Source organism: Streptomyces sp. DH24, from assembly GCF_029813775.1.
GTDB lineage: Bacteria > Actinomycetota > Actinomycetes > Streptomycetales > Streptomycetaceae > Streptomyces.
In genome coordinates, this window is the sequence record NZ_JARVKW010000045.1 from 21,256 (window position 1) to 42,888 (window position 21,633).

The 21,633-nt window shown below is 72.8% G+C and carries 20 protein-coding genes and 1 pseudogene; 8 read left to right on the forward strand and 13 right to left on the reverse strand.

The features are described 5' to 3' along the window. Positions 1–10: 10 nt before the first annotated feature. Positions 11–979: a beta-ketoacyl synthase N-terminal-like domain-containing protein gene (locus QC282_RS27310; RefSeq protein ID WP_279552236.1), complete on the reverse strand. Its 969-nt coding sequence runs from the start codon at positions 977–979 to the stop codon at positions 11–13. Then, positions 976–2,112: a beta-ketoacyl synthase gene (locus QC282_RS27315; protein WP_279552237.1), complete on the reverse strand. Its 1,137-nt coding sequence runs from the start codon at positions 2,110–2,112 to the stop codon at positions 976–978. The genes QC282_RS27310 and QC282_RS27315 overlap by 4 nt, the downstream gene beginning before the upstream one ends. A gap of 255 nt (positions 2,113–2,367) precedes the next feature. Between QC282_RS27315 and QC282_RS27320 the strand changes: the two genes are divergently transcribed. The 3 genes from QC282_RS27320 to QC282_RS27330 all read left to right on the forward strand — a co-directional run bounded on the left by QC282_RS27320 (position 2,368) and on the right by QC282_RS27330 (position 4,541). Next, the gene (locus QC282_RS27320; protein ID WP_279552238.1) at positions 2,368–2,922 is read left to right on the forward strand and encodes a hypothetical protein; all 555 of its coding nucleotides are present in this window, start codon (positions 2,368–2,370) and stop codon (positions 2,920–2,922) included. Between the two features lie 143 nt (positions 2,923–3,065). Next, positions 3,066–3,497: an NfeD family protein gene (locus tag QC282_RS27325; protein ID WP_279552239.1), complete on the forward strand. Its 432-nt coding sequence runs from the start codon at positions 3,066–3,068 to the stop codon at positions 3,495–3,497. Between the two features lie 3 nt (positions 3,498–3,500). After that, positions 3,501–4,541: an SPFH/Band 7/PHB domain protein gene (locus QC282_RS27330; RefSeq protein WP_279552240.1), complete on the forward strand. Its 1,041-nt coding sequence runs from the start codon at positions 3,501–3,503 to the stop codon at positions 4,539–4,541. Positions 4,542–4,605: 64 nt separating this feature from the next. Here the strand turns inward: QC282_RS27330 and QC282_RS27335 are convergent, their stop codons facing one another. Then, positions 4,606–5,235 (reverse strand): rhomboid family intramembrane serine protease, encoded by a 630-nt coding sequence (locus QC282_RS27335; RefSeq protein ID WP_279552241.1) that lies wholly within the window; start codon positions 5,233–5,235, stop codon positions 4,606–4,608. A 32-nt stretch (positions 5,236–5,267) separates the two neighbouring features. Beyond that, positions 5,268–6,096 (reverse strand): annotated as a pseudogene (locus QC282_RS27340) (helix-turn-helix transcriptional regulator). A gap of 54 nt (positions 6,097–6,150) precedes the next feature. Between QC282_RS27340 and QC282_RS27345 the strand changes: the two are divergent. Further along, positions 6,151–7,296 (forward strand): MFS transporter, encoded by a 1,146-nt coding sequence (locus QC282_RS27345; RefSeq protein ID WP_279552242.1) that lies wholly within the window; start codon positions 6,151–6,153, stop codon positions 7,294–7,296. 222 nt (positions 7,297–7,518) lie between these two features. On the opposite strand, the gene QC282_RS27350 is transcribed toward QC282_RS27345, so the two are convergent. The 6 genes from QC282_RS27350 to QC282_RS27375 all read right to left on the reverse strand — a co-directional run bounded on the left by QC282_RS27350 (position 7,519) and on the right by QC282_RS27375 (position 14,967). Continuing rightward, positions 7,519–9,507, reverse strand: a complete 1,989-nt coding sequence (locus QC282_RS27350; RefSeq protein WP_279552243.1) for a DUF2264 domain-containing protein — start codon at positions 9,505–9,507, stop codon at positions 7,519–7,521. Then, a complete protein-coding gene (locus QC282_RS27355) occupies positions 9,504–10,511 on the reverse strand; it encodes a hydroxyacid dehydrogenase (RefSeq protein ID WP_279552244.1) in 1,008 nt (335 codons plus the stop codon). Before QC282_RS27355 ends, QC282_RS27350 begins: the two co-directional genes overlap by 4 nt. Beyond that, a complete protein-coding gene (locus QC282_RS27360; protein WP_279552245.1) occupies positions 10,508–11,386 on the reverse strand; it encodes a carbohydrate ABC transporter permease in 879 nt (292 codons plus the stop codon). The genes QC282_RS27355 and QC282_RS27360 overlap by 4 nt, the downstream gene beginning before the upstream one ends. Further along, entirely contained in the window at positions 11,383–12,324 is a 942-nt protein-coding gene (locus tag QC282_RS27365; protein WP_279552246.1) for a sugar ABC transporter permease, read from the reverse strand. The genes QC282_RS27360 and QC282_RS27365 overlap by 4 nt, the downstream gene beginning before the upstream one ends. Next, a complete protein-coding gene (locus QC282_RS27370; RefSeq protein WP_279552247.1) occupies positions 12,321–13,694 on the reverse strand; it encodes a sugar ABC transporter substrate-binding protein in 1,374 nt (457 codons plus the stop codon). Before QC282_RS27370 ends, QC282_RS27365 begins: the two co-directional genes overlap by 4 nt. A gap of 154 nt (positions 13,695–13,848) precedes the next feature. Further along, a complete protein-coding gene (locus QC282_RS27375; protein ID WP_279552248.1) occupies positions 13,849–14,967 on the reverse strand; it encodes a substrate-binding domain-containing protein in 1,119 nt (372 codons plus the stop codon). Positions 14,968–15,254: 287 nt separating this feature from the next. Between QC282_RS27375 and QC282_RS27380 the strand changes: the two genes are divergently transcribed. Continuing rightward, positions 15,255–15,614: a VOC family protein gene (locus QC282_RS27380; protein ID WP_279552249.1), complete on the forward strand. Its 360-nt coding sequence runs from the start codon at positions 15,255–15,257 to the stop codon at positions 15,612–15,614. A gap of 213 nt (positions 15,615–15,827) precedes the next feature. Here the strand turns inward: QC282_RS27380 and QC282_RS27385 are convergent, their stop codons facing one another. Continuing rightward, positions 15,828–16,169: a plasmid stabilization protein gene (locus QC282_RS27385; protein WP_279552250.1), complete on the reverse strand. Its 342-nt coding sequence runs from the start codon at positions 16,167–16,169 to the stop codon at positions 15,828–15,830. A gap of 270 nt (positions 16,170–16,439) precedes the next feature. On the opposite strand from QC282_RS27385, the gene QC282_RS27390 reads away from it, so the two are divergent. Both QC282_RS27390 and QC282_RS27395 read left to right on the forward strand, forming a co-directional pair. Continuing rightward, a complete protein-coding gene (locus QC282_RS27390) occupies positions 16,440–16,862 on the forward strand; it encodes an SRPBCC family protein (protein WP_279552251.1) in 423 nt (140 codons plus the stop codon). 13 nt (positions 16,863–16,875) lie between these two features. Next, complete coding sequence (locus tag QC282_RS27395) at positions 16,876–17,184, forward strand: hypothetical protein (RefSeq protein WP_279552252.1); 309 nt, start codon at positions 16,876–16,878, stop codon at positions 17,182–17,184. Between the two features lie 42 nt (positions 17,185–17,226). Here QC282_RS27395 and QC282_RS27400 read toward each other — a convergent pair whose 3' ends face one another. Then, a complete protein-coding gene (locus QC282_RS27400; protein ID WP_279552253.1) occupies positions 17,227–19,359 on the reverse strand; it encodes a SpoIIE family protein phosphatase in 2,133 nt (710 codons plus the stop codon). Between the two features lie 233 nt (positions 19,360–19,592). Then, entirely contained in the window at positions 19,593–19,787 is a 195-nt protein-coding gene (locus QC282_RS27405) for a hypothetical protein (protein WP_279552254.1), read from the reverse strand. 575 nt (positions 19,788–20,362) lie between these two features. On the opposite strand from QC282_RS27405, the gene QC282_RS27410 reads away from it, so the two are divergent. Then, positions 20,363–21,397, forward strand: coding sequence for an NUDIX domain-containing protein (locus tag QC282_RS27410; protein WP_279552255.1), 1,035 nt, complete (start codon positions 20,363–20,365; stop codon positions 21,395–21,397). The last annotated feature ends 236 nt before the right edge of the window (positions 21,398–21,633 follow it).

Here is a 21,633-nt window from a genome sequence, read left to right on the forward strand (position 1 = left end):
GGTCGGCTCGTCAGCGACCGGATGGCGGCGTGAGCACCAGGCCCGCGGTCGCGTCGCGCTCGTCGTCGCCCGCGGTCGCGTAGACCGCGCCGGTCGCACCGGTGACGAAGGCGCCGACGGCGGCGACGCACTGCAGCACGCCCAGCGCGCCGGAGCACGGCCCCCAGGCCGTGGTGAGGTCGTGGCGCGGCACTCCGGGCAGCACGCCGTCGGGCACGCCGCCGCCCGGCACGTGCCAGGCCGCCGGTTCCGTGGCGGTCACGGCGGAGAGTTCGGTGACGCAGGCCGCCAGGCCCGCGCCGCGCGCGTGGCCGCCGACGCGGGCGAGCACCCGGGCGCCGCGCGCGGTCGCCGCGGTCTCGTTCTCCACGACGAGCGCGACGGCTCCGTCCAGCGGCGCGGTGCCATCCAGCAGCGTGCGGGCCGGTTCGGTGTCGGGTTCGACGCCGAGCACCAACGCCCTGGTGAGGCGGCCGGTTTCGAGCATGGTGGCGGCCCAGCGCACGGCGTCCAGGCCGGACGTCGAGCCGTTGCAGATCATGAGGTTCGGGCCGCGCAGGCCGTGCTTGATGGCGACCGACGACGCGACGACGTTGCAGGACACCTTCGGCAGGTCCATGGGGCTCAGCGCGTCGGTCGTCCCGGTACGCAGTGTGTCGACCACGCGCACCACGGTGTCCAGGTTTCCGGTGTTGGAGCTGACCACGACACCCACGGTGTCCGCCTCCACGGTGAGCGCGCCGTCCACGAGCAGACCGGAGTCCCGCAGCGCGGCCTCGGCGGCGCAGTAGGCGAGTTGGGTCGCCCGGTCCTTGTAGCGCAGTCCTCTGTATCTGCCTCCGCGGCCGAGGAGCCGGGCGGTGTCGACCGGCTCCGCGTGCTCCTGCCGGCCGGCGGGGACCGCCTCGGGGCGGTCGGCGCCGGGCAGGGTCACCCCGGTTCCGGTGACGACGACTCCGGGGTAGGCATGGCTTCTCATCGGGTTAATGCCTCCAGTACGGCCACGGTGTTCATGCCGCCGAAGCCCAGCGCGTTGACCTGTGCGACAGCGACCGGTCTGCGGGCGGCGGTGCCGGTGACCAGGCGGAACTCGGCCGCCTCGGCCACCGGTTCGGTCAGGCCGACGACGGGCGGGACCAGGCCGTGCGTCATCGACTGGACGGCGCTGACCAGGCTCATCACTCCGGAGGCGCCGCCGGTGTGGCCGGTCATGGACTTGATCGCGGTCATCAGCGGCGCTCCGGCGTCGGCGCCGAACACCGTCTGTGTCGCGGTGGCCTCCACCTCGTCGTTGAGCAGGGTGCCGGTGCCGTGCAGCATGACCAGGTCGACGTCCGCGGGTGCGACGCCCGCCGAGCGGTGCGCGGCGCGCATGGCCTCGGCGAACCCGTCGGGGTTGGGCGCGGTGTCGTGGCGGGCGTCGCAGGCCACCTCGACGGCGCGTACCCGGCAGAGCGGTTCGGCGGCGTCCCGGCTGAGCACCACGGCCGCGGCGCCCTCGCCCATCATCACGCCGGCCCGGTTGCGGTCGAAGGGCTGCAGCCGGTCGGGGGCGACGGGATGCACGCGCTCCATGACACCGGACATGCTCTCGTTGAGCACGTCCACGCCGGCCACGACGACGGAGTCCGCCTGGTCGGTGGCCAGCATGTCGGCGGCCAGCGCCAGCGCGTACACGGACGCCGCGCAGGCGTTGGCGACGGTGTGGGTGTCGGTGGCACCGAAACGGTTTCGCATCGCGGTGCCGAAGTGCAGGTCGTCGGCGGACAGGGCGCCGAGGCTGCCCTTGTCGCGCCAGTGCAGTTCGGCCGAGCGCAGTTCGCGCAGTCCGCTGCCGACGAGGATCGGCACGTCGCGCAGGTCCGTGCCGAGTCCGGCCCGGGTCGCGGCCTGCTCGATCACGTCGGTGAGGAAGGCGGTCGCCCTGCCCGGCACGTCGCGGCCGTCGGGGTGGTCGTGGATCTGGTAGGCGTACCGCGCTCGGTAGGGCGCCCGGTCGATCCCGTGCAGCTCCCCCAGCCCGCTGCGGCCGGCGCACAGGTTGGCGAACATCTCGTCCGGATCCCCACCGACTGCGGACACCGCGCCCAGTCCGGATACCACCCAGTTCATGCCACCCCTTGCCCAGTCCCGTTGTGTGCCGAGGTCAGCCATCCTCAAGCGCCTCCGCGAAGGGAAACAACGCCACCTGCACCAAGTTGCACCTGCTGCGCCCTACGCCCGAATCGCCCCGGCTGCCGCTACAACCGGGCTGGTACGCCCACCCGTTGGCACACCGGGCGTCCTCGCGGCCTCCGCCGCGCGGTGGAGGAAGCCGGGACCCTGGGATGAGGTGGCGGTGGTGTCGGCGGTGCCAGCATGGGCCGCATGTTCATGAAGAAGGCCCTGCCGGACGTGCCGCGCCGGACCGTCCTCGCGGCCCATGCCGTACCCCTGGTCACGCTGCCGTCGGCCCTGTGGCGGCTCGCCCTGGCGGCCGGCCTCCCGGTGTCCGAGATCTCCCTGCGTCACACCTGGGAGGTGCTGTACGTCGTCTGTCTCGCCGTGGTCTGCGAAGGGCTCGCGCTGCTGACGCTGGGCCTGGTACGGCCGTGGGGCGAGGTCGTGCCGCGCTGGATCCCGCTGCTGGGGGGCCGCCGGGTCCGGCCGCTCGCGGCGACCGTGCCGGCCGTGCTGGGCGGTGTCGTGCTGGCCGGCCTGCTCTCCTGGGCGTTCTACTCCCACACCGCGAACATCGGGCAGGACGGCACCGGCACACCGGCGCAGTACGCGCTCATGCTGGTCTGCTACATCCCCCTGCTGGCCTGGCCGCCCCTGCTGATCGCGGTGGCCCTCGCCTACTACCGGCGCCGCACGGCCGCACCGGCCCCTGCCGGTGACGCTCCCGGCGAGACGGCGGCCGCCCCGGAAGTCCGGGCGTAGCGCCCGGCCCCGGTTCTGCCCGGACGCCCGGGGCGGCACGCGCGGCTCTTACGGCGCGAACAGGAGTACGGTGGATGTACTGAGGGCGTGTCGCACGCCGGCTCCCGGTCGGCTCGGGCGCGCCCCGGCCGGGAGTGCCCGTGATGGATCCATGGCTGATCTGGTTGATCGTGGCGGCGGTTCTGGTCCTGGCAGAGATCTTCACCCTCACCGCCGCGCTGGGAATGCTGGGTGTGGCCGCGCTGGTCACCGCCGTGTCGGCCGTGCTCGGTATGCCGGTGGCCGGCCAGTTCCTGGTGTTCACCGTCGTCGCCACCGTCACCCTGCTGTTCCTGCGCCCGGTCGCCCTGCGGCACGTGCTCCAGCCCCAGCGTGCGCGGTTCGGGGTGGACGCGCTGGTCGGCAGCACCGCCTACGCCGTGACGGAGGTGACGGGCCGGGACGGGCGGATCCGCGTCAACGGCGAGGAATGGACGGCCCGCGCCTACGACGAGACCCTGGTCATCCCGCAGGGAGCCAGCGTCGACGTCATAGAGATCAGCGGCACGACCGCATTCGTCTACCCCCGGGACTGACCCATGGACATTTCGGCACTGCTCATCGCCGGCCTGATCGTCGCGCTCATCGCGGTCTTCACCGTGGTGCGTGCGGTACGCATCGTGCCCCAGGCACGCGCTCGCAATGTCGAACGGCTCGGCCGCTATCACCGCACCCTGAACCCCGGTCTCAGCCTCGTCATCCCCTACATCGACCGCGTCCACCCGATGATCGACCTGCGGGAACAGGTCGTCTCCTTCAAACCGCAGCCGGTCATCACCGAGGACAACCTGGTCGTCGAGATAGACACCGTCCTGTACTTCCAGGTCACCGATCCCCGGGCGGCCTTCTACGAGATCGCGAACTTCCTGCAGGCCGTCGAGCAGCTCACCGTCACGACCCTGCGCAACGTCGTGGGATCCATGGATCTGGAGAAGACGCTCACCTCGCGCGACACCATCAACAGCCAGCTCCGGGGTGTGCTGGACGAGGCCACCGGCAAGTGGGGGCTGCGGGTCAACCGTGTGGAGATCAAGGCCATCGATCCCCCTCAGTCCATCAAGGACGCGATGCAGAAGCAGATGCGGGCCGAGCGGGACAAGCGGGCGGCGATCCTCGGAGCGGAAGGACAGCGTCAGTCGCAGATCCTGACCGCCGAGGGCGACAAGCAGGCCGCGGTGCTGCGCGCGGAGGGCAACCGGACCGCCGAGATCCTCAAGGCCGAGGGCCAGTCCCGGGCCATCGACGAGGTGTTCCAGGCCGTGCACCGCAACGACCCCGACCCGAAACTCCTCGCCTATCAGTACCTGCAGATGCTGCCGCAGCTCGCGCAGGGCCAGGGCAGCAGCTTCTGGGTGATCCCGAGCGAGGTCACCTCGGCGTTGCAGGGTGTGTCCCGTGCCTTCGGCGAGGTGCTGCCCCAGTCGCCGGCGACCCGCGACAAGCCCGACGACGACCGGTCCGCTCAGGCGGCCGACGACGCGGCCCGGGCCAAGGAGGCCGCGGCGGAGGCCCTGGCCGACGCCGCGAAGGCCGACCGTCTCACGACCGGCGGCACGCCGGTGCCCCGCCCGCCCGGATGACCCGTCCGCGCCCGGGCCCGAAGTCCCGGCGCGCCGAAGGACCGGGAGCATCCGGTTCCTGGGCTCAGGGCCGCCGTCCCGGACGCCGGAACACCAGCGCCGCGGCGACTCCGCCCAGCAGTCCGAACAGGTGCCCCTGCCAGCTGACTCCGGGCGTCGTGGGCAGCACGCCCCACAGGATGGAGCCGTAGACGGCGCCGACCAGGACGCCCAGGAGTACGTCACCGGCACGGCGGTCCACGAAGCCGCGCAGCACCAGGTAGCCGAAGAGGCCGAAGACGACGCCGGACGCGCCCGCGGTCGTGGAGTGGGCGGGTGCCGTGAGCCAGACGCCGAGACCGCTCACGAGGACGATCACCGCGACCACGGCGAGGAAGCGGCGTATGCCGGACAGCGCGGCCAGGAACCCCATGACCAGCAGCGGCACGCTGTTCGCCGCGAGATGGTCGAAGCCGAAGTGCAGGAAGGCGGCGGGCACGACGTCCCGCAGCTCACCGGCCTCGCGCGGGGTGATGCCGAAGGTGTCAAGGGCGTGACCGCTGAGCACGTCGATGCCTTCGAGCAGCCACAGGACGCCGACCCAGCCGGCGGTCAGGAGGGCGGCGTCCCGCGCACGGCGCGACGCGGACGCGGGGCGTGCCACGCCGCGGCGTGCGTCTCCCGGTCCCGCGCCGAAGTCCGCTCCGTACGTCATGGCGGCCCCCTTCCCTTTCCCTGCCACCCTGCTCAACGCGCGGGGGACGCGATCCGGTTCCGCGCCGGCCCCTCCCGGGCGGGCTCCGGGCGCCGCCGGGCGGGGGCGCGCGCCTCGTCCCGGGGACGGGTGGCGCCCGGTGTGTGGCCGAACGTGCGGCGGAAGACGTCGATGAACGCGCTGGCCGACGACCCAGCCGCACACGTGCGCGACCGTGGTCACCGGCGTGTCCTCGGCCAGCAGGACCAGCGCGTGGTGGAGCCGCAGCTGGGTGCGCCACTGCGGGAAGGTCATGCCGAGGTCGCCGCGGAACAGCCGGGACAGGGTGCGGTCGCTCGCCCCGACCTCGCGGCCCAGTTCGGCGAGGGTACGGCCGTCGGCCGGGTCGGCGCGCAGGATGTCGCAGAGGGCGCGCAGCGGGGGCGCGGTCGGTGCGGGCAGGTGCAGGGGCTGCTGGGGAGAGGCCCGCAGCTGGTCGAGCAGGACCGCGCGCAGCCGGGCGCGTTCGGGGCTGTCGTCGTCCGGGGTGCGGGTGTAGGCGACGATCAGTTCGCGCAGCAGCGGGCCGACGGCGAGCACGGTCGGTGTCGCCAGGTCGAGCGGGTTCTCGGCCGCGGGCAGCCCCACCAGGTGCATGTCGAGTTCGCCGTGCGCCCGGTGGGCGTGCACGGTACCGGCCGGGACCCAGATCGCGCGGGTGCCCGGGGCGACCCAGACGCCGGCGTCGGTGGTGACGGTCAGCGCGCCGCGGCCGGCGTAGACGATCTGGTGGTCGTCGTGCCGGTGGGCGTCCACCGCCGCGCCGGCGGGGAGCCACTGGGTGCGGGTCGGGGCGACGGACTCGTGGCGGATCTGCGTCATTGTCCGGCAGATTATCGGAAGTGCGACACCGCGGCGGGACCGGAGCATGACGGGGTGCGAAGGAATTCCTCGATCACTGTGCTGTCCGCCGGGCACGCCTGCGTCGACGTGTACCAGGGGGCGGTGGCGTCCCTGGTGCCGTTCTTCGTCGCCGAGCGCGCCTACAGTTACGCCGCCGTCTCCGGTCTGGTGCTCGCGGCCTCCCTGCTGTCGTCGGTGGTGCAGCCGGTGTTCGGGGTCCTCACCGACCGGTGGGCCATGCCCTGGCTGCTGCCCGTGAGCACACTGCTGGCCGGTCTGGGCATCGCGCTGAGCGGCGCGAGCGGCTCCTACCCGGTGACCCTGGTGTGCGTGGCGGTGTCCGGCATCGGCGTGGCCGCGTACCATCCCGAGGCCGCCCGGGTCGCCCGGCTCGCCGCCCGGGGCAGTCACGGCGCGATGGGCTGGTTCGCGCTGGGCGGCAACGTCGGCTTCGCCGTGGCACCCCTGCTGGTCGCTGCGGTCGTCGCCGCCGGTGGTCTGCGCTGGACGCCCCTTCTCGTGCTCCCGGCGCTGACCGGTGCCGCGCTGTGTCTGCCCGCGCTGCGCGCGCTGCGCCGGCGGCATCCGGCCGGGGCGCGGACGGCCGCGACGGCCGGGCGTGACGACACCGCGTCCTTCGTGAGGCTGTCCCTGGCCGTGGTCTGCCGGTCGGTGGTTCACACCGGCCTGAGTACGTTCCTGGCGCTGTACACCACCGAGCGCATGAACGGCAGCACGGCGGCGGGGACCGCGGCGCTGTTCGTGCTGTACGCCGGGGGCGCGGTGGGCTCCGTGCTCGGTGGCGCGCTCGCCGGCCGCTGGGGCCGGGTCACCGTCGCGCGCTGGTCGTACCTGATCGCGGCCGGATCGGTCGCGGGCCTGGTGTTGGTGCCGGGTCCGGCGCTGTACCTGTTCGCGGCACTGACCTCGGCGGGTCTGTACGTGCCGTTCTCGCTGCAGGTCACGCTCGGGCAGGACTACCTGCCCTCACGCACCGGTACGGCCTCGGGCATCACCCTCGGACCGACCGTCAGTGTCGGCGGTCTGGCGAGTCCGGTCATCGGCGCCGTCGCCGACGCGACGTCCCTGCGGACGGCCCTGGCAGCGCTGGTTCTCATGCCGGTGCTGAGCTGGCTGCTGTTCCGCACGCTCCGCGAACCCGCCACGCCACCGAAGTGAAGGCCCCACCGGCCGGCCGTGGGCGGGGAACCGGCCCCGCCCCCTCACCGTCGGGTCAACCGTTGTCGCCGCGGCCCCCGCGGATGGTGCGGGCGCGGCAGTACGTGCCGCCGTACTGGCCGGTCACCACCACGCGCCTTCGAGTGGATCGCCCCGGAGTGGTAACGGATCGGCAGGGCTCGCCCACAACCCCGACGTGATCGCAGGGGACGTGGCGGGAGGTCACCCGGGGCGCGGAATCGGCACGTCCGTCGTGAGGCCGTCCCGCCACCGGATGCGCGCCACATGGCCGCCGTCGCCGTCGGGGTCGACGGTCAGTGCGGGGAGGTCAGGCGTGCCGCCGCCCCGGCCGAGGGTCACGACGGCGCCCAGCACGGCGTGGGCCGAGGGGATGCGGGCGGTGAGCCAGGGAACGGCGGTCCACGCGCCCAGTGGACTCGTGCCCTGCTCCACGAACACTCCGGAGGTCTGATATCCCGTCAGGTCATGTACCACGGAGGTCAGTTCGTCCGTCGCGGCGACCGCGTACACCTCGCCCGCGGGCCGTGCCTCGTCCTCGGTCCCGGTGGCGGGTCTGGTCGCCGCGGCCAGCGGCCAGCCGCCCAGGCGGAGCCGGACTCCCGGTCCCGGTGGGCCGGCCACGCGGGCCAGCCGGACTTCGAGACCGCCCCGCACCACCGAGGCGACGGTCACCTCGGGGCCCGTGGTGACGACACCGGTGCGGCCCGAGCCGTGGTCCGCGGTGGTGTCGTCGGCGGCGTCCACCCAGTGCACCGGGCCCGAGGACACCGCGGCCAGGACACCGTGGGGCAGTTCCTCGGCGCGGTGGGTGCGGAACCCGGTGCGGTGGGAGGCCCGTCCGTGTGCGTCCAGCAGGGCGACCGTGTTGTCCACCGGATCGTGCACCGTCGGCCCGGTCAGCGGGGGCAGGGTCGCCGTGGAGTAGCCGAGCCGTGCGTACAGCGGCGCGTCCGTGCGCGGCTGGCCGGGGTGGGCGTGGTCGGTGCCGTGGTTGAGGACGGTGACGATGCCGTCTCCGCGGCGGGCCGACACCAGCCAGCCCGGTGCCGCGACGACCCGTGCCTCGTCGTTCCGCTCGACGGGCAGGGGTTCTTCGCGCGCCGTCCACACCGGGTGGTCGGCGGGCAGCATCAGGCCGAGCATGCCCTTGGCCGCCCAGTACGGGGAGCCCGGGCCGGAGTACGCCTGCCGCATGCCGGGCCACGGCTGGTGCCAGCCGAGCGTCAGCAGTCCCTCGCGGTCGGGCACGCCGTGCCGGGTGAAGTGGTCCACCATGCCGCTCGCCGCGCGCCGGGTGAGCCCCGGAGGCAGTGGGGAGGTGCCGCTGATCGCGCCGGTCCAGAAGGGCGCCGCGGCGGCGAACCGGTAGATCAGGCTGCGCCCCTGCAACAGCGGCGACCCGTCGGCGCCGACCAGGCGCACCGCGTCGTCCAGGTACCGGGCGAGGTCGGCGCCCCAGGTGGCGCGCAGGTCCGCCGCGCAGAGCGACCCGGTGACGTCGAACAGCTCGGTCCACAGCAGCGGGTAGGTGTGCAGGGCCCAGCCCGTGTAGTGGTCGTAGGCCCGTTCCTGTCCGTCGGAGAGCCAGCCGTCGGCGCGCCGCAGGGAGGCGTGCACGGCCAGGTCCTGCTCGATGTCGGCGGGGGACCAGGGCCCGCCGGACTCGCGGAGGAAGGACTCCACGACGATGCGGAACCAGACCCAGTTGATGGGCGGGTAGCTCTGGCCGACGACCCCGGACAGCCACTCCACGGTGCTCTCGCGGACCCGGTCGTCGAGGCGGTCCCACAGCCAGGGCCTGGTCAGCTGGAGGATCAGGGCGATCGACGCGGCCTCCACCTTGGCCTGGTCGAGTTCGTCCGGCCGGGGCCAGGCCTCGGGGTGGTGCGGGTCGGTGCCCGCCGCGAGGCCCTCGGCGTACCGTTCCAGGAGGCCGGTGGGGTCGGCGCCGCGTTCGCCGGCGACACGGAAACCGGCGAGCAGGAAGGAGCGGGCGTAGCCCTCCAGCCCGTCGGAGTCGGGCCCGTAAAAACTGTTCGGGCCCGGCGGCAGGATGCGGGCGCCGCCCGGGGAGCGGTGGGCGTCGAGTGCGGCGAGCAGCCGGTCGGCGAGGGCGGTCCAGTGCCGCCGTTCCCAGCCGGTGTACGGCGACAGGCCGCTCGGCGTGCCGGTGCCCGGCGGGGAGCTCATGCCTGCACCGCCAGGTCGCGCCGGGTGATCGGGGCGAGCGCGGGTTGGCCCGCCGCGTAGCGTTCCAGTTCGGTCAGGGCCATGGCGCTCATCCGGCGGGCCTCGGAGCCGAGCGATCCCGCGATGTGCGGGGTGAGCATCACGTTCGGCAGGGAGTAGAGCGGTGAGTCGGCGGGCAGGGGTTCGGGTTCCGTGACGTCGAGGACGGCGTGCAGACCGGCGCTGCACGCCGCTTCCAGCGCGGCGGTGTCGACGAGGCTGCCGCGTGCCGTGTTGATGAGGACGGCGTCCCGGGGCAGGGCGGCGAGTTCGGCGGCGCCGATCATGTGCCGGGTCTCGGGCAGCGCGGGGGCGTGCAGGCTGAGGACGTCGGCTTGGGGCAGCGCGTCGGCGAGCGTGGCGGGTTCGCCGCCCGCGGCGGCCACGGCGGCGGGGTCGGCCACCGGGTCGACGACGAGGACGCGTGCGAGGTCCAGGTCGCGCAGCAGCCGGACCAGGCGGCTGCCGATGCGGGAGAATCCCACGATCACCACGGTGCGGCCGACTCCGCTGAGTTCGCCGCGGCCCTCGACGTAGCTCCAGTCGTCGCGGTGGCGCCGGGCGTCGTTGGCGAGGAACGGCGCCTTCTTGAACGCCCACAGGATCGCCGCGAGGGTGAAGTGCACCACCGGTTCGGCGTTGGCGTCGGCCGCGGTGGTGACGAGGATCCCGCGGTCGAAGACGGCGTCGGTGACGTGCGAGCGCACGGAACCCGCCGCGTGCAGGACAGCCCGGAGCCGGGGGGCCGCCCGCAGGACGTCCTCGCCGAGGCGGGGACAGCCCCACGAGGTGATCAGCACCTCCGTCTCGGCGAGCCGGCGCAGCGCGTCCGGTGAGCCGAGGTCGTCCACCACGACCGGGTCACCGAGCGTCGCGGCGGCGCGGAGCCGGGCCATCTCCTCGGGGCCGAACTGCATGCCGCGTGCCCGGTCGTCCATGACGAGCAGGGTCTCGGGTCGCCTCACTTGGTGCTCCCAGCGGCCAGGCCGGTGCGCCACTGCCGCTGGAGCAGGACGAAGGCGGCGACGAGGGGGATCACGGCGAGCAGCGAGCCGGTGATCACGAGCGGGTTGTACTGCGGGAACTGGGTGACACGGGTGCTCCATTGGAAGATGCCGAGGTTCATCGGGAAGAGTCGGGGGTCGGTGAGCATCACCAGGGGCAGGAAGAAGTTGTTCCAGATGGCGACGAACTGGAACAGCACGATGGTGATGAGGCCGTTGCGCATCATCGGCAGGCCGATGGTGAAGAAGGTGCGCAGTTCGCCGGCGCCGTCCACCCGGGCCGCCTCCAGGACCTCGTCCGGGACGGAGGCGTCCGCGAAGGCGCGGGCCAGGTACACGCCGAACGGGTTGGTGAGCACCGGCAGGAACACCGCCCAGAAGGTGTCCACGAGGCGGAGCTGCGAGGCCAGCAGGTACAGGGGCAGCGCGAGCGCGGTGGTGGGGACGAGGACGCCGGCGAGGGTGACGGCGAACAGGGTGCGCCGGCCGGGGAACTCCAGCTTGGCGACGGCGTATCCGCAGGCGGCGCAGACCAGCGAGCCGAGGACGGCGCCGACCACCGCGTACAGCACGGAGTTGCGGACCCAGTACAGGAAGATGCCGTCCTGCTCGGCGAACAGGGCCGTCAGGTTGTCGCCGAGGCTGAAGGCGCCGAGGTCGAAGGCGCCGGTGGTGGAGAAGTCGTTGACGTTCTTCGTCGCGGACGTCACCAGCCAGATCAGCGGCAGGACGCTGTAGAGCGCGCCGATCAGCAGGACGAGGTGCACGGCGGTGCGTGAGGTCCACATCGACGCGGTGAGCGGCGGGCGGTTGCGGGCCGGGGCGGTGTGGCTCATCGTGCCGACCTCCTGGTGGACAGGCGCATCACGAGCGCGGAGAGCAGGGCCGAGACGAGAGCGAGGACGATGGAGGCCGCAGCGGCACGCCCGTACTCGTTGTTGACGAAGGCGGAGTCGTACACGTACAGGCTGGGTGTCCAGTTGGTGGTGACCGAGCCGGTGAAGTTGTGCAGCACCAGGGGCTCGGTGAACAGCTGGAGCGAGCCGATGACCGTGAAGATCAACGCGACGAAGAGGGTGGGCCGGATCACGGGCACCTTGATGCGCAGCGCGGTGCGCAGTTGGCCCGCGCCGTCCACGCGGGCGGCCTCGAGGATGTCCCGGGGCACCGAGCGCAGCGCCGTCAGGAAAATGATCATGTTGTAGCCGCACCACTGCCAGGTCGCCATGTTGGCGATGGAGGCCAGGACGCCGTTGCTGCCCAGCGGGTCGAAGGGGAGCAGGTCGGCGACGGGGCCGATGGTGGGGCTGTAGAGGTAGGCCCAGACGAGTCCGGCGATCACGCCGGGCACCGCGTAGGGCAGGAACACCGTCAGGGTCCACAGGCCGCTGAGCTTCGTCACGGCGGAGTCCAGCAGCAGGGCGAGGACGAGTGCGCCGCCGAGCATCATCGGGATGTGGACGAGGGCGAACAGCGCGACGTGTCCGACGCCGTCGAGGAAGGCGCCGTCGGTCAGGACGTCACCGTAGTTGTCCAGCCAGACGAAGACCTGCTCCGGGCCGCCGAAGCCGAGTCCGGTCAACCGGTCGGTGAACAGGCTCAGGTAGAGGGCGTAGCCGACCGGGACGAGGACGGTGGTGGCCAGCAGGAGCGCGAACGGGGCCGCCAGCAGCAGTCCGCCCCGTCTGCTCGCGCGCCGGTCGCGGTGGCCGGCCGGCGATCCGGTGGCGCGGCCCGTCTCGGTGGTGGTGCGGGAAGGGCTCAGCACGCTCATGCCCGGCTCCTGTCACTGGCGTTGACGACCGACAGCCCTCGGGCCCGCATCGTGGACACCGCCTGGGTCTGTACGTGGCGCAGGGCGCGCGGCAGGGTGGTGCCGCCGCTGCTCACCGGGCCGAACGAGTTGGCGACGGTGGAGAACAGGCCGAGGGCGTTGGGCCCCCACGTCCATTCCGGCACCCGGGCGGCGGCCCGGTCCAGCACGTCGTACACGGGCTCGCCGAGGAAGTAGCCGCCCTTGTACACCTCGCGCGCCACCTTCCGGCTGGGTTCGTAGCCGGGGAAGGGCGAGGTGAAGGTGGCACCGATGCGCACGACCTCGGGGTCGGTGCTCAGCCAGCGCAGGAAGGTCAGCGCCGCGTCGGCGACCTCGCTCTCCTCGGAGACGGCGAAGGCGGTGCCGCCCTGCATGCCGTTGGCCGGTGTGCCGTCCCAGGTGGGCATGGTGGTGACGGCCCAGCGCTGCTTGTCGTCGGGGATGGACTTGTTGAGGGAGCCCACGCTCCACGAGGCGCCGAGCAGGCCCCACAGGCGTCCGGTGTGCATCGCCGAGATCCACTCCTGGCTGCCGGTGGGATCGGCCTTGACCAGGTCGGCGGAGATCAGTTCCTGCCAGAACCCGGCCGTGCGGCGGGTGCCCTCGCCGTTGACGTTCACCTCCCAGCTGTCGCCGTCGACCCGCCACCACGGGTCCCCGCCCTGCCAGGACATGCCGGCGAAGAACGAGCCGTCGTTCAGCGGGAAGGTGGTGATGCGGGCGTTCGCCTGCGCCTTGCGCACGGCCCGGGCGGCGAGCCTGAACTCGTCCCAGGTGCGGGGCACGTCGATGCCGTGCCGGTCGAACAGGTCCTTGCGGTAGTAGAAGACCATCGGGGCGATGTCCATGGGCACCGCCCAGGTGCGTCCGTCGGGCCGCACACCGCGCCAGGCCGCGTCCGAGTAGCCGTCCGCGAGGTCCGCCATGTCGGCGGTGAGGTCCCGCAGCCCGCCGCTGGTGAGGATCTGCGGCAGCCCTTGGTACTCGACGTGCAGGATGTCGGGGGCGTTGTGCGCGCGCAGGGCGTTGGTCTGCTGGGCGTAGCCGCCGGACAGTCCGCCGGCGATCACGCTGAGCTCGACCTGGATGTCCCGGTGGGTCCTGTTGAACGCGGCGACGTACTTGTCCATGCCGGTGAGCCAGGACCACACGGTGACCCGGGTGGCTCCGGACGAGGACGCGGAACAGCCGGTCAGGGCGCCCGCGGTGAGGGCGGCGGCGCCCAGCCCCGCCGAGGTGCGCAGCACGGTACGGCGTGACCAGGACGGTGGGCGTGGCCCGCGCGCGGAGTCCGGCTCCGCGTCGGCGTGGTTTCTGGGAAGCACCATTGCTCTCTCCTGTGCGGGTGACCCGGTCACTTCAGCGCCTGCCGCTGTTCGGGGTCAACAAGGAGGAATCACATCGATCAGAAGCGATCAGAAGCGATAGTTCGCAGGTCGCCGGTCCTCCCCCACCCGCGTTCCGGCGGGACGACCGGCTCGTTCAGGGCGCCTCGGGTATCGGCAGGGCGCCGCAGGACTCCCGCACCACGACGTTCGGCCACAGCTCGACGCGGTGCACCGGCCACTCCCCGCCGACATCCGCGATCTTGGCCAGGGCCAGCTCGGCGGCGAGTCTGCCGAGCCGGTGCTTCTGCGGGCGCACCGCGGTCAGCGGCGGGTCGGAGGCCGCCCCGATCTCGTCGTCGTAGGTGACGATCGCCAGATCGTCGGGAACGCCGATGCCCAGCTCACGGCCCTGTTCGATCAGGCCGATGGCCTCGCGGTCCGAATGGACCAGCATCGCCCGGACTCCGAGGTCGCGCGTGCTCCTGAGCACGCCGGAGTAGGTTTCCGCCCACCCCGCGGATCCGTACGAGGGCACCTCCAGGTCCAGGCCCTCGTGGGACGGCAGGTCCAGGGTGCGCACGGCGTCCCGCCAGCCCGAGCGGAGCGCCTTGCTGGTGGGGCTCTGACGGGTCGTGATCAGCGCGACGCGCTGGTGCCCGAGGGTGACGAGGTGGCGCACGGCGAGTCCGGCGCCGAGCGCGTGGGCGGTCATGGCCCCGTCCAGGGCCAGGGTGGCGAGCTCCTCGGGGGGCCTGCGCTCGACGAGCACCACGGGCACGGTCAGGGACCCGAGCCAGCGCAGCAGTTCCAGGGCGCCGTCCCCGCTGGTGGTGGGGGCGACGAGCAGTGCCTGCACGCCGCGCTCCAGCAGGGAGTTGATCTGCCGCCGGTCCTCGGCGGGGTCGTCCCAGCGGGAGGCGCGCATGACGAGCCGGCCCTCGGCGGCGGCGACGGCGGTCTGGGCGCCCTGGATGACGGGCGGCCAGTAGTACTCCACCGAGGGCACCACCATGCCCACCAGGGCGCGCGTCGCCATCGGGCCGTACGCGCCGGGCATTCCCTCCCTGGCCTGCGGCGCCGCCTGCGCGCGGTTCGGCAGGGCGATGCCGCCGTGCACGCGCTGCACCAGCCCGCGGTCGGCCAGCAGGGTCACGTCCCTGCGCACGGTCACCGCCGTGACGCCCAGTTGCCGCACGAGGTCCGAGAGGCGCACCATCCCGTGCTTCCGGACCGCGGCGAGGATCCTCTCCTGCCGCTCGGCCGCCAAGGACATCGTCCGCTCTCCCTCCACGCCGGGCCTCGCGGGGCACAGCAGCCCCTCCGTGGCACGGCAGTGACCGTCACGGTATCGGTTCCGATCGAAACATCGGTAGTGATCGAAAAAGATCAGCGCGTACGGAATCCCACCGTGTCCGCCAGGGGAAAGGGCTCCAAGACCCTCCGAGTGATCACTTCCGAACGCTTCTGGTCGATTCCCCGCCGTGTCGGTGCCGCTGCTTCGGTTCCGCCGCGCAGGTCGTCCGTTCGCCCGTCCCGCTTTCGATCACTACGGTGTGGCGGATGAAGCTGACGGCGATCACGCTCGACTGCGCCGACCCGGAGGCGCTGGCCGCGTTCTACCAGCAGGCCACCGGACTCGCCCCGCACCCGAGGTCCAACGGCGACTTCGCCGGGCTCATGGGCGAGCACGGGCTCCTCATCGGGTTCCAGCGGGTCGACGGTTACCGGGCTCCGGACTGGCCCGGGCAGGCGGTGCCGCAGCAACTCCACCTGGACTTCGCGGTGGACGACCTGGACGAGGCCGAGGCCCTGCTGCTGGGTCTGGGCGCGACCAAGCCGGAGCACCAGCCGGGCGGGGCCAGGTGGCGGGTCTTCCTGGACCCGGCTGGACATCCGTTCTGCCTGACCGGGACCGGTTGAACGGCTCGGAACCTTGCGTCTGACGCTCCGTCAGAGCGCGCGGGCCGAGCGAGATCCTGGCGGCGGCCGACAGGTGGTCGCGGGCAGGGCGCGGATGCTGCCGACCGTCGCGGAACGGGCCATGACCTGGTCGATGCGGGCCACCGGCAAGGCGGCGGGGAAGCTGAACGCGAACCCTCGCTGATTGCGGGATTGCAGGGCGGAGGGCCGCCGTCAGTGGCCCAGGGCCCTGGCCAGCTGCTGCTTGTTCATCGAGGAGCGGCCCTCGATGCCCTTTCGCTTGGCTTCCTCGTACAGTTCGTCGCGAGTGGCACCGGACCGGGATCCGCCTGCGCCGCCCGAGGACTTCGAGCCGCCGCCACCGCTCCGGCTCGACGAGGAGCTCTTGCGCGATCCGCCGCCGGAGGACTTGGTCTCGCCGGACTGGGACCGCTGCTTGTTGACCGTGCGCGCGGCCATTTCCTTGGCCCGCCCGGTCGAGGCGCCGCGCTCCTGCGCGCTTTCCTTGATGTGCTCGTACTGGCGTTCCCGCTTGGAACTCGATCCTGAGGGCATCACACACCCACCTTCCGGCGCTTCCTGGCAGCCGCGCTGCGTGCGTACGGTGCGTTTTCGGGGTTTCCCCCGCGGCGACGGCAAAACCACGGCCGCCGCGACTCCCCCGGCGGCCCCGAGGGCTGGGCCCTCACCGGCACGGACACCGCCGCGAGAAATGAGCACCGCCTGAGCCGGCCCGTGCGGCGAGAGGCCGCGGTGTGGCGGTCGGGGACGGGTGGGTACTTGGGCAGGGCACCCTGGCACCCCCGACGCGAGGACGGTACCGCGATGACCGAGTACGAACGTTCACGCACGATGCCCGCGCAGCCCGAGCACGTCTTCGACCAGGCCGCCGACGTCGGCCGGCTGGACAGCTGGCTGCCGGACGCCCTGCACGTGGGCCCCGCCGACGCCGGGGAACTTCCCGCCGTCACCGTGCACGAGGACCGCACCGACGAGGACACGTCCGCCCTGTTCCGCGCCCGGCCCGACCAGATGCGCCTCGAATGGGGCACCCGCGACCAGGGCAGCTACGCCGGCTGGCTCCAGGTCGCCGGCATCGGCAGCGGCGCCAGTGAGGTGACGGTCCACCTGTCGTTCTTCGACGAGGGCCACGACCCGGGCGAGCAGGCCGTGCGCGACGCGCTGGACGGCAGCCTCCGGCGCCTGGAGGAACAGGTGCGGCTGCGCGTCGACAACGCGGCCGGCTGACGGCTCGCGGGTCATGGCACGCGCCAAGCAGTACGCCGTCGCCGCCTCCGGGCAGTGGACCGACGAGGAGGAGGGCCGCCGCCGGCTGCCCGCCGGGGAGGTCCACGCGTGGGAGCCGGGCATGAACCAGACGGTGTGCGGTCTGTCCCTCAGCCGCTCCCAGCTGATCCGCTTCTCGCACGTCACCTGGCTGGACACGTTCCCGCAGTCCGGTGGCGCGGCGGACCGGGTGCGGCGGCAGTGCCCGCGCTGCGCCTCCGTCGCCGGGCGCCGCGGCGGTGACGCGCGTCCGCGGTGGCAGCGCACCGATCCCCGGCCGTGAGCCCCGCACGGCCGGACGTACGCCCGCACGGGGCGACGGCCCTCACTCGGGGCGCGCGGGGCCCGGCGCGTCGTACTTGAGCACCAGCAGGGCGATGTCGTCGGTGCGCTGCCCGCGGGCGTTGCCCTCTCGCAGCAGATCGTCGATGAGCAGGTCCAGGTCCCGGTCGTCGGCGCGGGCCAGGTGGCGGGCGAGCAGGGCGATGGAGTCGTCGATGTCGACGCCCGGTCTTTCGATGAGGCCGTCGGTGTAGAAGGCGAGCAGCAGTCCCGGGGCCAGCGGGATCTCGGTGAGCGGATACTCGGCGTCGGGGTCGATCCCGAGGAGGGGGCCGGGCGGGACGGCGACGGGCCGGGTGTCGCCGTCGGGCAGGCGCATCAGCGGCGGCGGGTGACCGGCGGTGGCCAGGGTGGCGCGGCCGCGGGCGAGGTCGAGGTGGACGTAGAGACAGCTGGTGAACAGCTCGGAGCCGAGGTCGTGGATCAGCCGGTTGATCCTGGAGAGGACCTGGCCGGGGGCGGTGCCGGCGGTCGCGTGGGCGTGGACCCCGGTGCGGACCTGCCCCATCAGCGCGGCGGCGGCGACGCTGTGGCCCTGGACGTCGCCGATGACGGCGGCGACGGCGCTGTCGCCGAGCCGGATCAGGTCGTAGAAGTCGCCGCCGATGTCCATGCCCCGGGTGGCGGGCAGGTAGCGGGCGGCGACCCGCAGGCCCGGGATCTCGGGGAGGGTGTGCGGGAGCAGCGCCTTCTGCAGGCCGTGGGCGATCTCGTGCTTGGTGTCGTAGAGGCGGGCGCGGTCGAGCGCCTGGGCGATGAGCCCGCCGAGGGAGGTCAGGACGGCCCGTTCGTCGGCGGAGAACTCGCGCGGGCTGTCGTAGGACAGGATGCAGCAGCCGACGGGCCGGCCGGAGGTGATCAGCGGGAGGAACGCCCAGGCCTGCTTGCTGCTGATCATCGGCGCCTCGGGGTAGGCGGCCCGCATCTCCTCCGCGTTGACGAAGAACGCGGGGACGCCACTGCTGAGGGCGTGTCCGGCCGGGGTCAGGGTGGTGTCGACGGGAAGGCCGTCGAGCCGCTCGATGATGTGGGCGGGATAGCCGCGGGACCCGGTGATCCGCAGCCGGCCGGCGTCGACGGCGGACAGGACCAGACCCTGGGCGCCGAAGGCGGGCATGATCTGCTCCGCGACCAGGTCGATGACGTCCTGGACGCCGACGACCTCGGTCAGCGCGGCCGCCAGATGGGTGAGCTGGTAGAGCTGCCCCGTGCGGGTCGGCCTGTGGGTGCGCCGGGACTGCGGCGGCGCCGGCACGGGCGGGGGCTGCTCACCGGTGCGCACGATACGGACGCTGATGCCGCTGGAGTCCGGGTAGAGGTGGAAGTCCAGCCACTGGTCCGGCGGGCGGCACGCGCTGAAGGAGACGGGCTCACGGCTGAGCACCGCGGCACGGTAGCGGTCCTCGACGAGGGGGTCGTCCAGCCAGCGCAGGGACTGCCACGGCAGGGTGCCAAGCAGCCGGTCGGCGTCGCAGCCCAGCAACTCGCAGGCACCGGACGTGAGATAGGTGAAGCGTCCTTCCAGGTCCAGCGCGCAGCTGCCGCCGGGCAGGCGCTCGGCGAAGTCGGCGGCGGCCATGGCGGGGCGTACGGTCGAGCGGCCCGTGCCGGCGGACATCACTCGGGGCCGGTCACGGACCGGGCTCCCGCCCCGCTCGGCGGCCTCCTCCAGTGTCCGGGCCAGGCGCCGGCAGCTCGCCGCGATGTTGTTCCGCTCCCGCCCGGTCATGTACGGCGGACGGGTCGCCGGCCACATCAGCAGCAGGGCGCCCCACCGGCGCATGCCGGTGACGGGCGCGGCGACCAGTGACAGGGGGAACGGGAGCGCGACCGCGGTACGCGGGTAGGAGCGGGCCATCTCCTCCTGGCTGCCCACCCACACCATCCGGTCCTCGCGGGCCGCGTCGGCCACCGGGGCGGGCGCGGACATCGGCACCCTCACCCACGGTGCGGCGAGCTCGGCGGGCGCCCCGCACAGCACGTCCAGCATCAGCACCTGCTCGTCCGGTGCGAGCAGATAGAGGGCGCCGATGGACGCACCGGTCCGGCGCACCGTCTCCGCGAACGCGGCGTCCAGTTCGTCGGTGCCGGTGGCCGGATCACCCGTGCTGGTCACCAGGCACCCCCAGCGTCGAACGGGCGAGCCCCGGGCGGCGCCGGGCAGCCGTCCGGCCCCCTTGGCACGCGGTTTTCCGCATGCCGGACGTACCCGGCCTCATTCATGTGACGACGCTACGCCCTCGGACAGCGGTCGGCACGTCATCCCAGCGGGCGGCCGGGCCGGGGGAAACGGGGGTGGGCCCCCGGATCGGGTGATCCGGGGGCCCACGGGCAGTGACGTGTCAGACGTCAGTGCGCGGCGTGCAGGCTCGTACCGAGCGCCAGGCCGTTCTCCGTACCCACACCGATGGCGTCGGCGCAGACGTCCACGACCGGCGTCTCGACGAAGAGGCCGCCGGAGCCGCTGACGCCGAGACCCCCGGAGATCTGGTCCAGGCTGGCGTCGGACATCTCGGCGGTTTCGACCTGGTGACCAAGGTTCATAACGCGCGGTTCCCTTCCGGTAAGCACTTCCGAAACGCAGGGTTCGCCCGGTTCCCAAATCGGGAACTATTCCGACGAGCCCTGCCAGGTGCAGGATCAAAGCACGCACTGAAAGCGACGGCCAACTGACCGAGAGTCAATCCGACTTCACCGCGCGGGGCAGCTTCACCTGCGTGGTTGCGCGGTGACCGAGTGCGCCAACTCCTTCACACGGTCTGCAGTTCGACGGCACCTGAAGGCCGGGGCCGGCAATTCCCGAAAGCCGCATTCCCGTGCCAAATCCACCCGCGTCCACATCAGTCATGACGACTGTTCAGTTTTCGCGAGCGGGCCGCCGGGCCGTGTGCAGGTTTCCCGGATTTTCGGCACTGGGTTTCCGGGCCGCGACGTAAAACGCCCTGTCCGCGCAGACCGCGGGGGCGGCTTCCGCCGTCGGCGGCGAAGCCCACCGGTACCGGACCGGCGGCCGTCCGGAGCCGGGAGCCGTCCGCGCGGCCCTCGGTGACTCGCCGCTGCGAGGACTGGCCGGACGCCACGGCGGGCAGAGCACACTCGACCGGCACCGAGGAGGCCATGTGACCCACAGCCCGCCCGAGAGCTGGGACGCGCACTGCACGAGCGGCAGGACGTTCCGGCGTCTGGGTGACGCCGAACGCGAACTGCTCGCCGAACACGCCCCGGCGCCCGACGGCGGACGTGCCCTCGACATCGGCTGCGGACTCGGTGAACTCGCCCGTCACCTCGCCGCCGGTGGCTACCGGGTCGACGCCGTCGACTGCGCACCCGACGCCGTCGCCCAGGCGGCGGCACACCCCGAGAACGACGGGGCGGTGACCTACCGGGTGCTCGACATCGAGCGGGACGGCCTCGGCGACCTGGGTCCCGCCTACGACCTGATCACCTTCCGTCTCAGCTGGGCCTTCCTCCACGACCGCACCCGCGTCATGCGCCGGCTGCGCGAACGCCTGCGCCCCGGCGGCACCCTGTGTGTGATCACCCCCGTCGCCGGGACGACGCCGCCGGGCCGGCGGAGGACCGCCCTGGACGAGGACGAGATCGCGCTGCTGCGCGCCGGCTGGGGCACAGCCGACCGCCACGACGCCGAGGGACTCGCCTTCGTCGTCCTGCGCGACCCGGTCCCCGCCGAGGTCACGTACGCCGGCAAGCGACAGCCCGCACCGCACGCCCTGACCGGCGCGGGTGTCGTCGTCACCGACCCCGCCGGACGCGTCCTGCTCGGCTGGTCCCGGCGCGGCGTGTGGGAACTGCCGGGCGGCAAGAACGACGCCGGTGAGGGCTTCGTCGACACGGCCGTACGAGAGCTGGAGGAGGAGACCGGGCTGAAGGCCTCCAAGGCGCGGCTGCTGGCCCTGCTGCTGGACTCCACCCACGGGGTCCCCCGGATGACGGCCGCCGTCCGCGTCATCGCCTACACCGGTGAACCGGCGGTACGGGAGCCGCGGTTGATCCACCGCTGGGAGTGGCACGAGCCCGCCGACCTGTCCGCTCTCGCCCAGCCCCTGTTCACGCCGAGCGCGCATGTCATCGACACCGTGTGGCCCGGCCTGCTCACCGGCCTGCCGCACGTGCACCGCTATCCCGTCGCCTGACGACCCGTCGGGGGTGGCGAGTTCACCGGGTACGCATGACAGTCGCACAGCACTCGCTCAACGGGTCGAACACCACACCGTGACGTCACAACCAGGGTGACATGAGCGACGAGATGACGCTGACGGGGAACAATTCGCGCCACACATCCGTACTATCGCCATCCAAAGGTGTCGGCAGCACACACTGCCCCGCCACCCACGAGACGTGAACCTCCGTGCGCGTCCCCGCGTTTCAC

Coding starts and splice junctions, on each gene's coding strand:
- QC282_RS27310 (WP_279552236.1), bottom strand. CDS start 979: ATGAGAAGCCATGCCTACCCCGGAGTCGTCGTCACCGGAACCGGGGTG.
- QC282_RS27315 (WP_279552237.1), bottom strand. CDS start 2,112: ATGAACTGGGTGGTATCCGGACTGGGCGCGGTGTCCGCAGTCGGTGGG.
- QC282_RS27320 (WP_279552238.1), top strand. CDS start 2,368: ATGTTCATGAAGAAGGCCCTGCCGGACGTGCCGCGCCGGACCGTCCTC.
- QC282_RS27325 (WP_279552239.1), top strand. CDS start 3,066: ATGGATCCATGGCTGATCTGGTTGATCGTGGCGGCGGTTCTGGTCCTG.
- QC282_RS27330 (WP_279552240.1), top strand. CDS start 3,501: ATGGACATTTCGGCACTGCTCATCGCCGGCCTGATCGTCGCGCTCATC.
- QC282_RS27335 (WP_279552241.1), bottom strand. CDS start 5,235: ATGACGTACGGAGCGGACTTCGGCGCGGGACCGGGAGACGCACGCCGC.
- QC282_RS27350 (WP_279552243.1), bottom strand. CDS start 9,507: ATGAGCTCCCCGCCGGGCACCGGCACGCCGAGCGGCCTGTCGCCGTAC.
- QC282_RS27360 (WP_279552245.1), bottom strand. CDS start 11,386: ATGAGCCACACCGCCCCGGCCCGCAACCGCCCGCCGCTCACCGCGTCG.
- QC282_RS27365 (WP_279552246.1), bottom strand. CDS start 12,324: ATGAGCGTGCTGAGCCCTTCCCGCACCACCACCGAGACGGGCCGCGCC.
- QC282_RS27370 (WP_279552247.1), bottom strand. CDS start 13,694: ATGGTGCTTCCCAGAAACCACGCCGACGCGGAGCCGGACTCCGCGCGC.
- QC282_RS27375 (WP_279552248.1), bottom strand. CDS start 14,967: ATGTCCTTGGCGGCCGAGCGGCAGGAGAGGATCCTCGCCGCGGTCCGG.
- QC282_RS27380 (WP_279552249.1), top strand. CDS start 15,255: ATGAAGCTGACGGCGATCACGCTCGACTGCGCCGACCCGGAGGCGCTG.
- QC282_RS27385 (WP_279552250.1), bottom strand. CDS start 16,169: ATGCCCTCAGGATCGAGTTCCAAGCGGGAACGCCAGTACGAGCACATC.
- QC282_RS27390 (WP_279552251.1), top strand. CDS start 16,440: ATGACCGAGTACGAACGTTCACGCACGATGCCCGCGCAGCCCGAGCAC.
- QC282_RS27395 (WP_279552252.1), top strand. CDS start 16,876: ATGGCACGCGCCAAGCAGTACGCCGTCGCCGCCTCCGGGCAGTGGACC.
- QC282_RS27405 (WP_279552254.1), bottom strand. CDS start 19,787: ATGAACCTTGGTCACCAGGTCGAAACCGCCGAGATGTCCGACGCCAGC.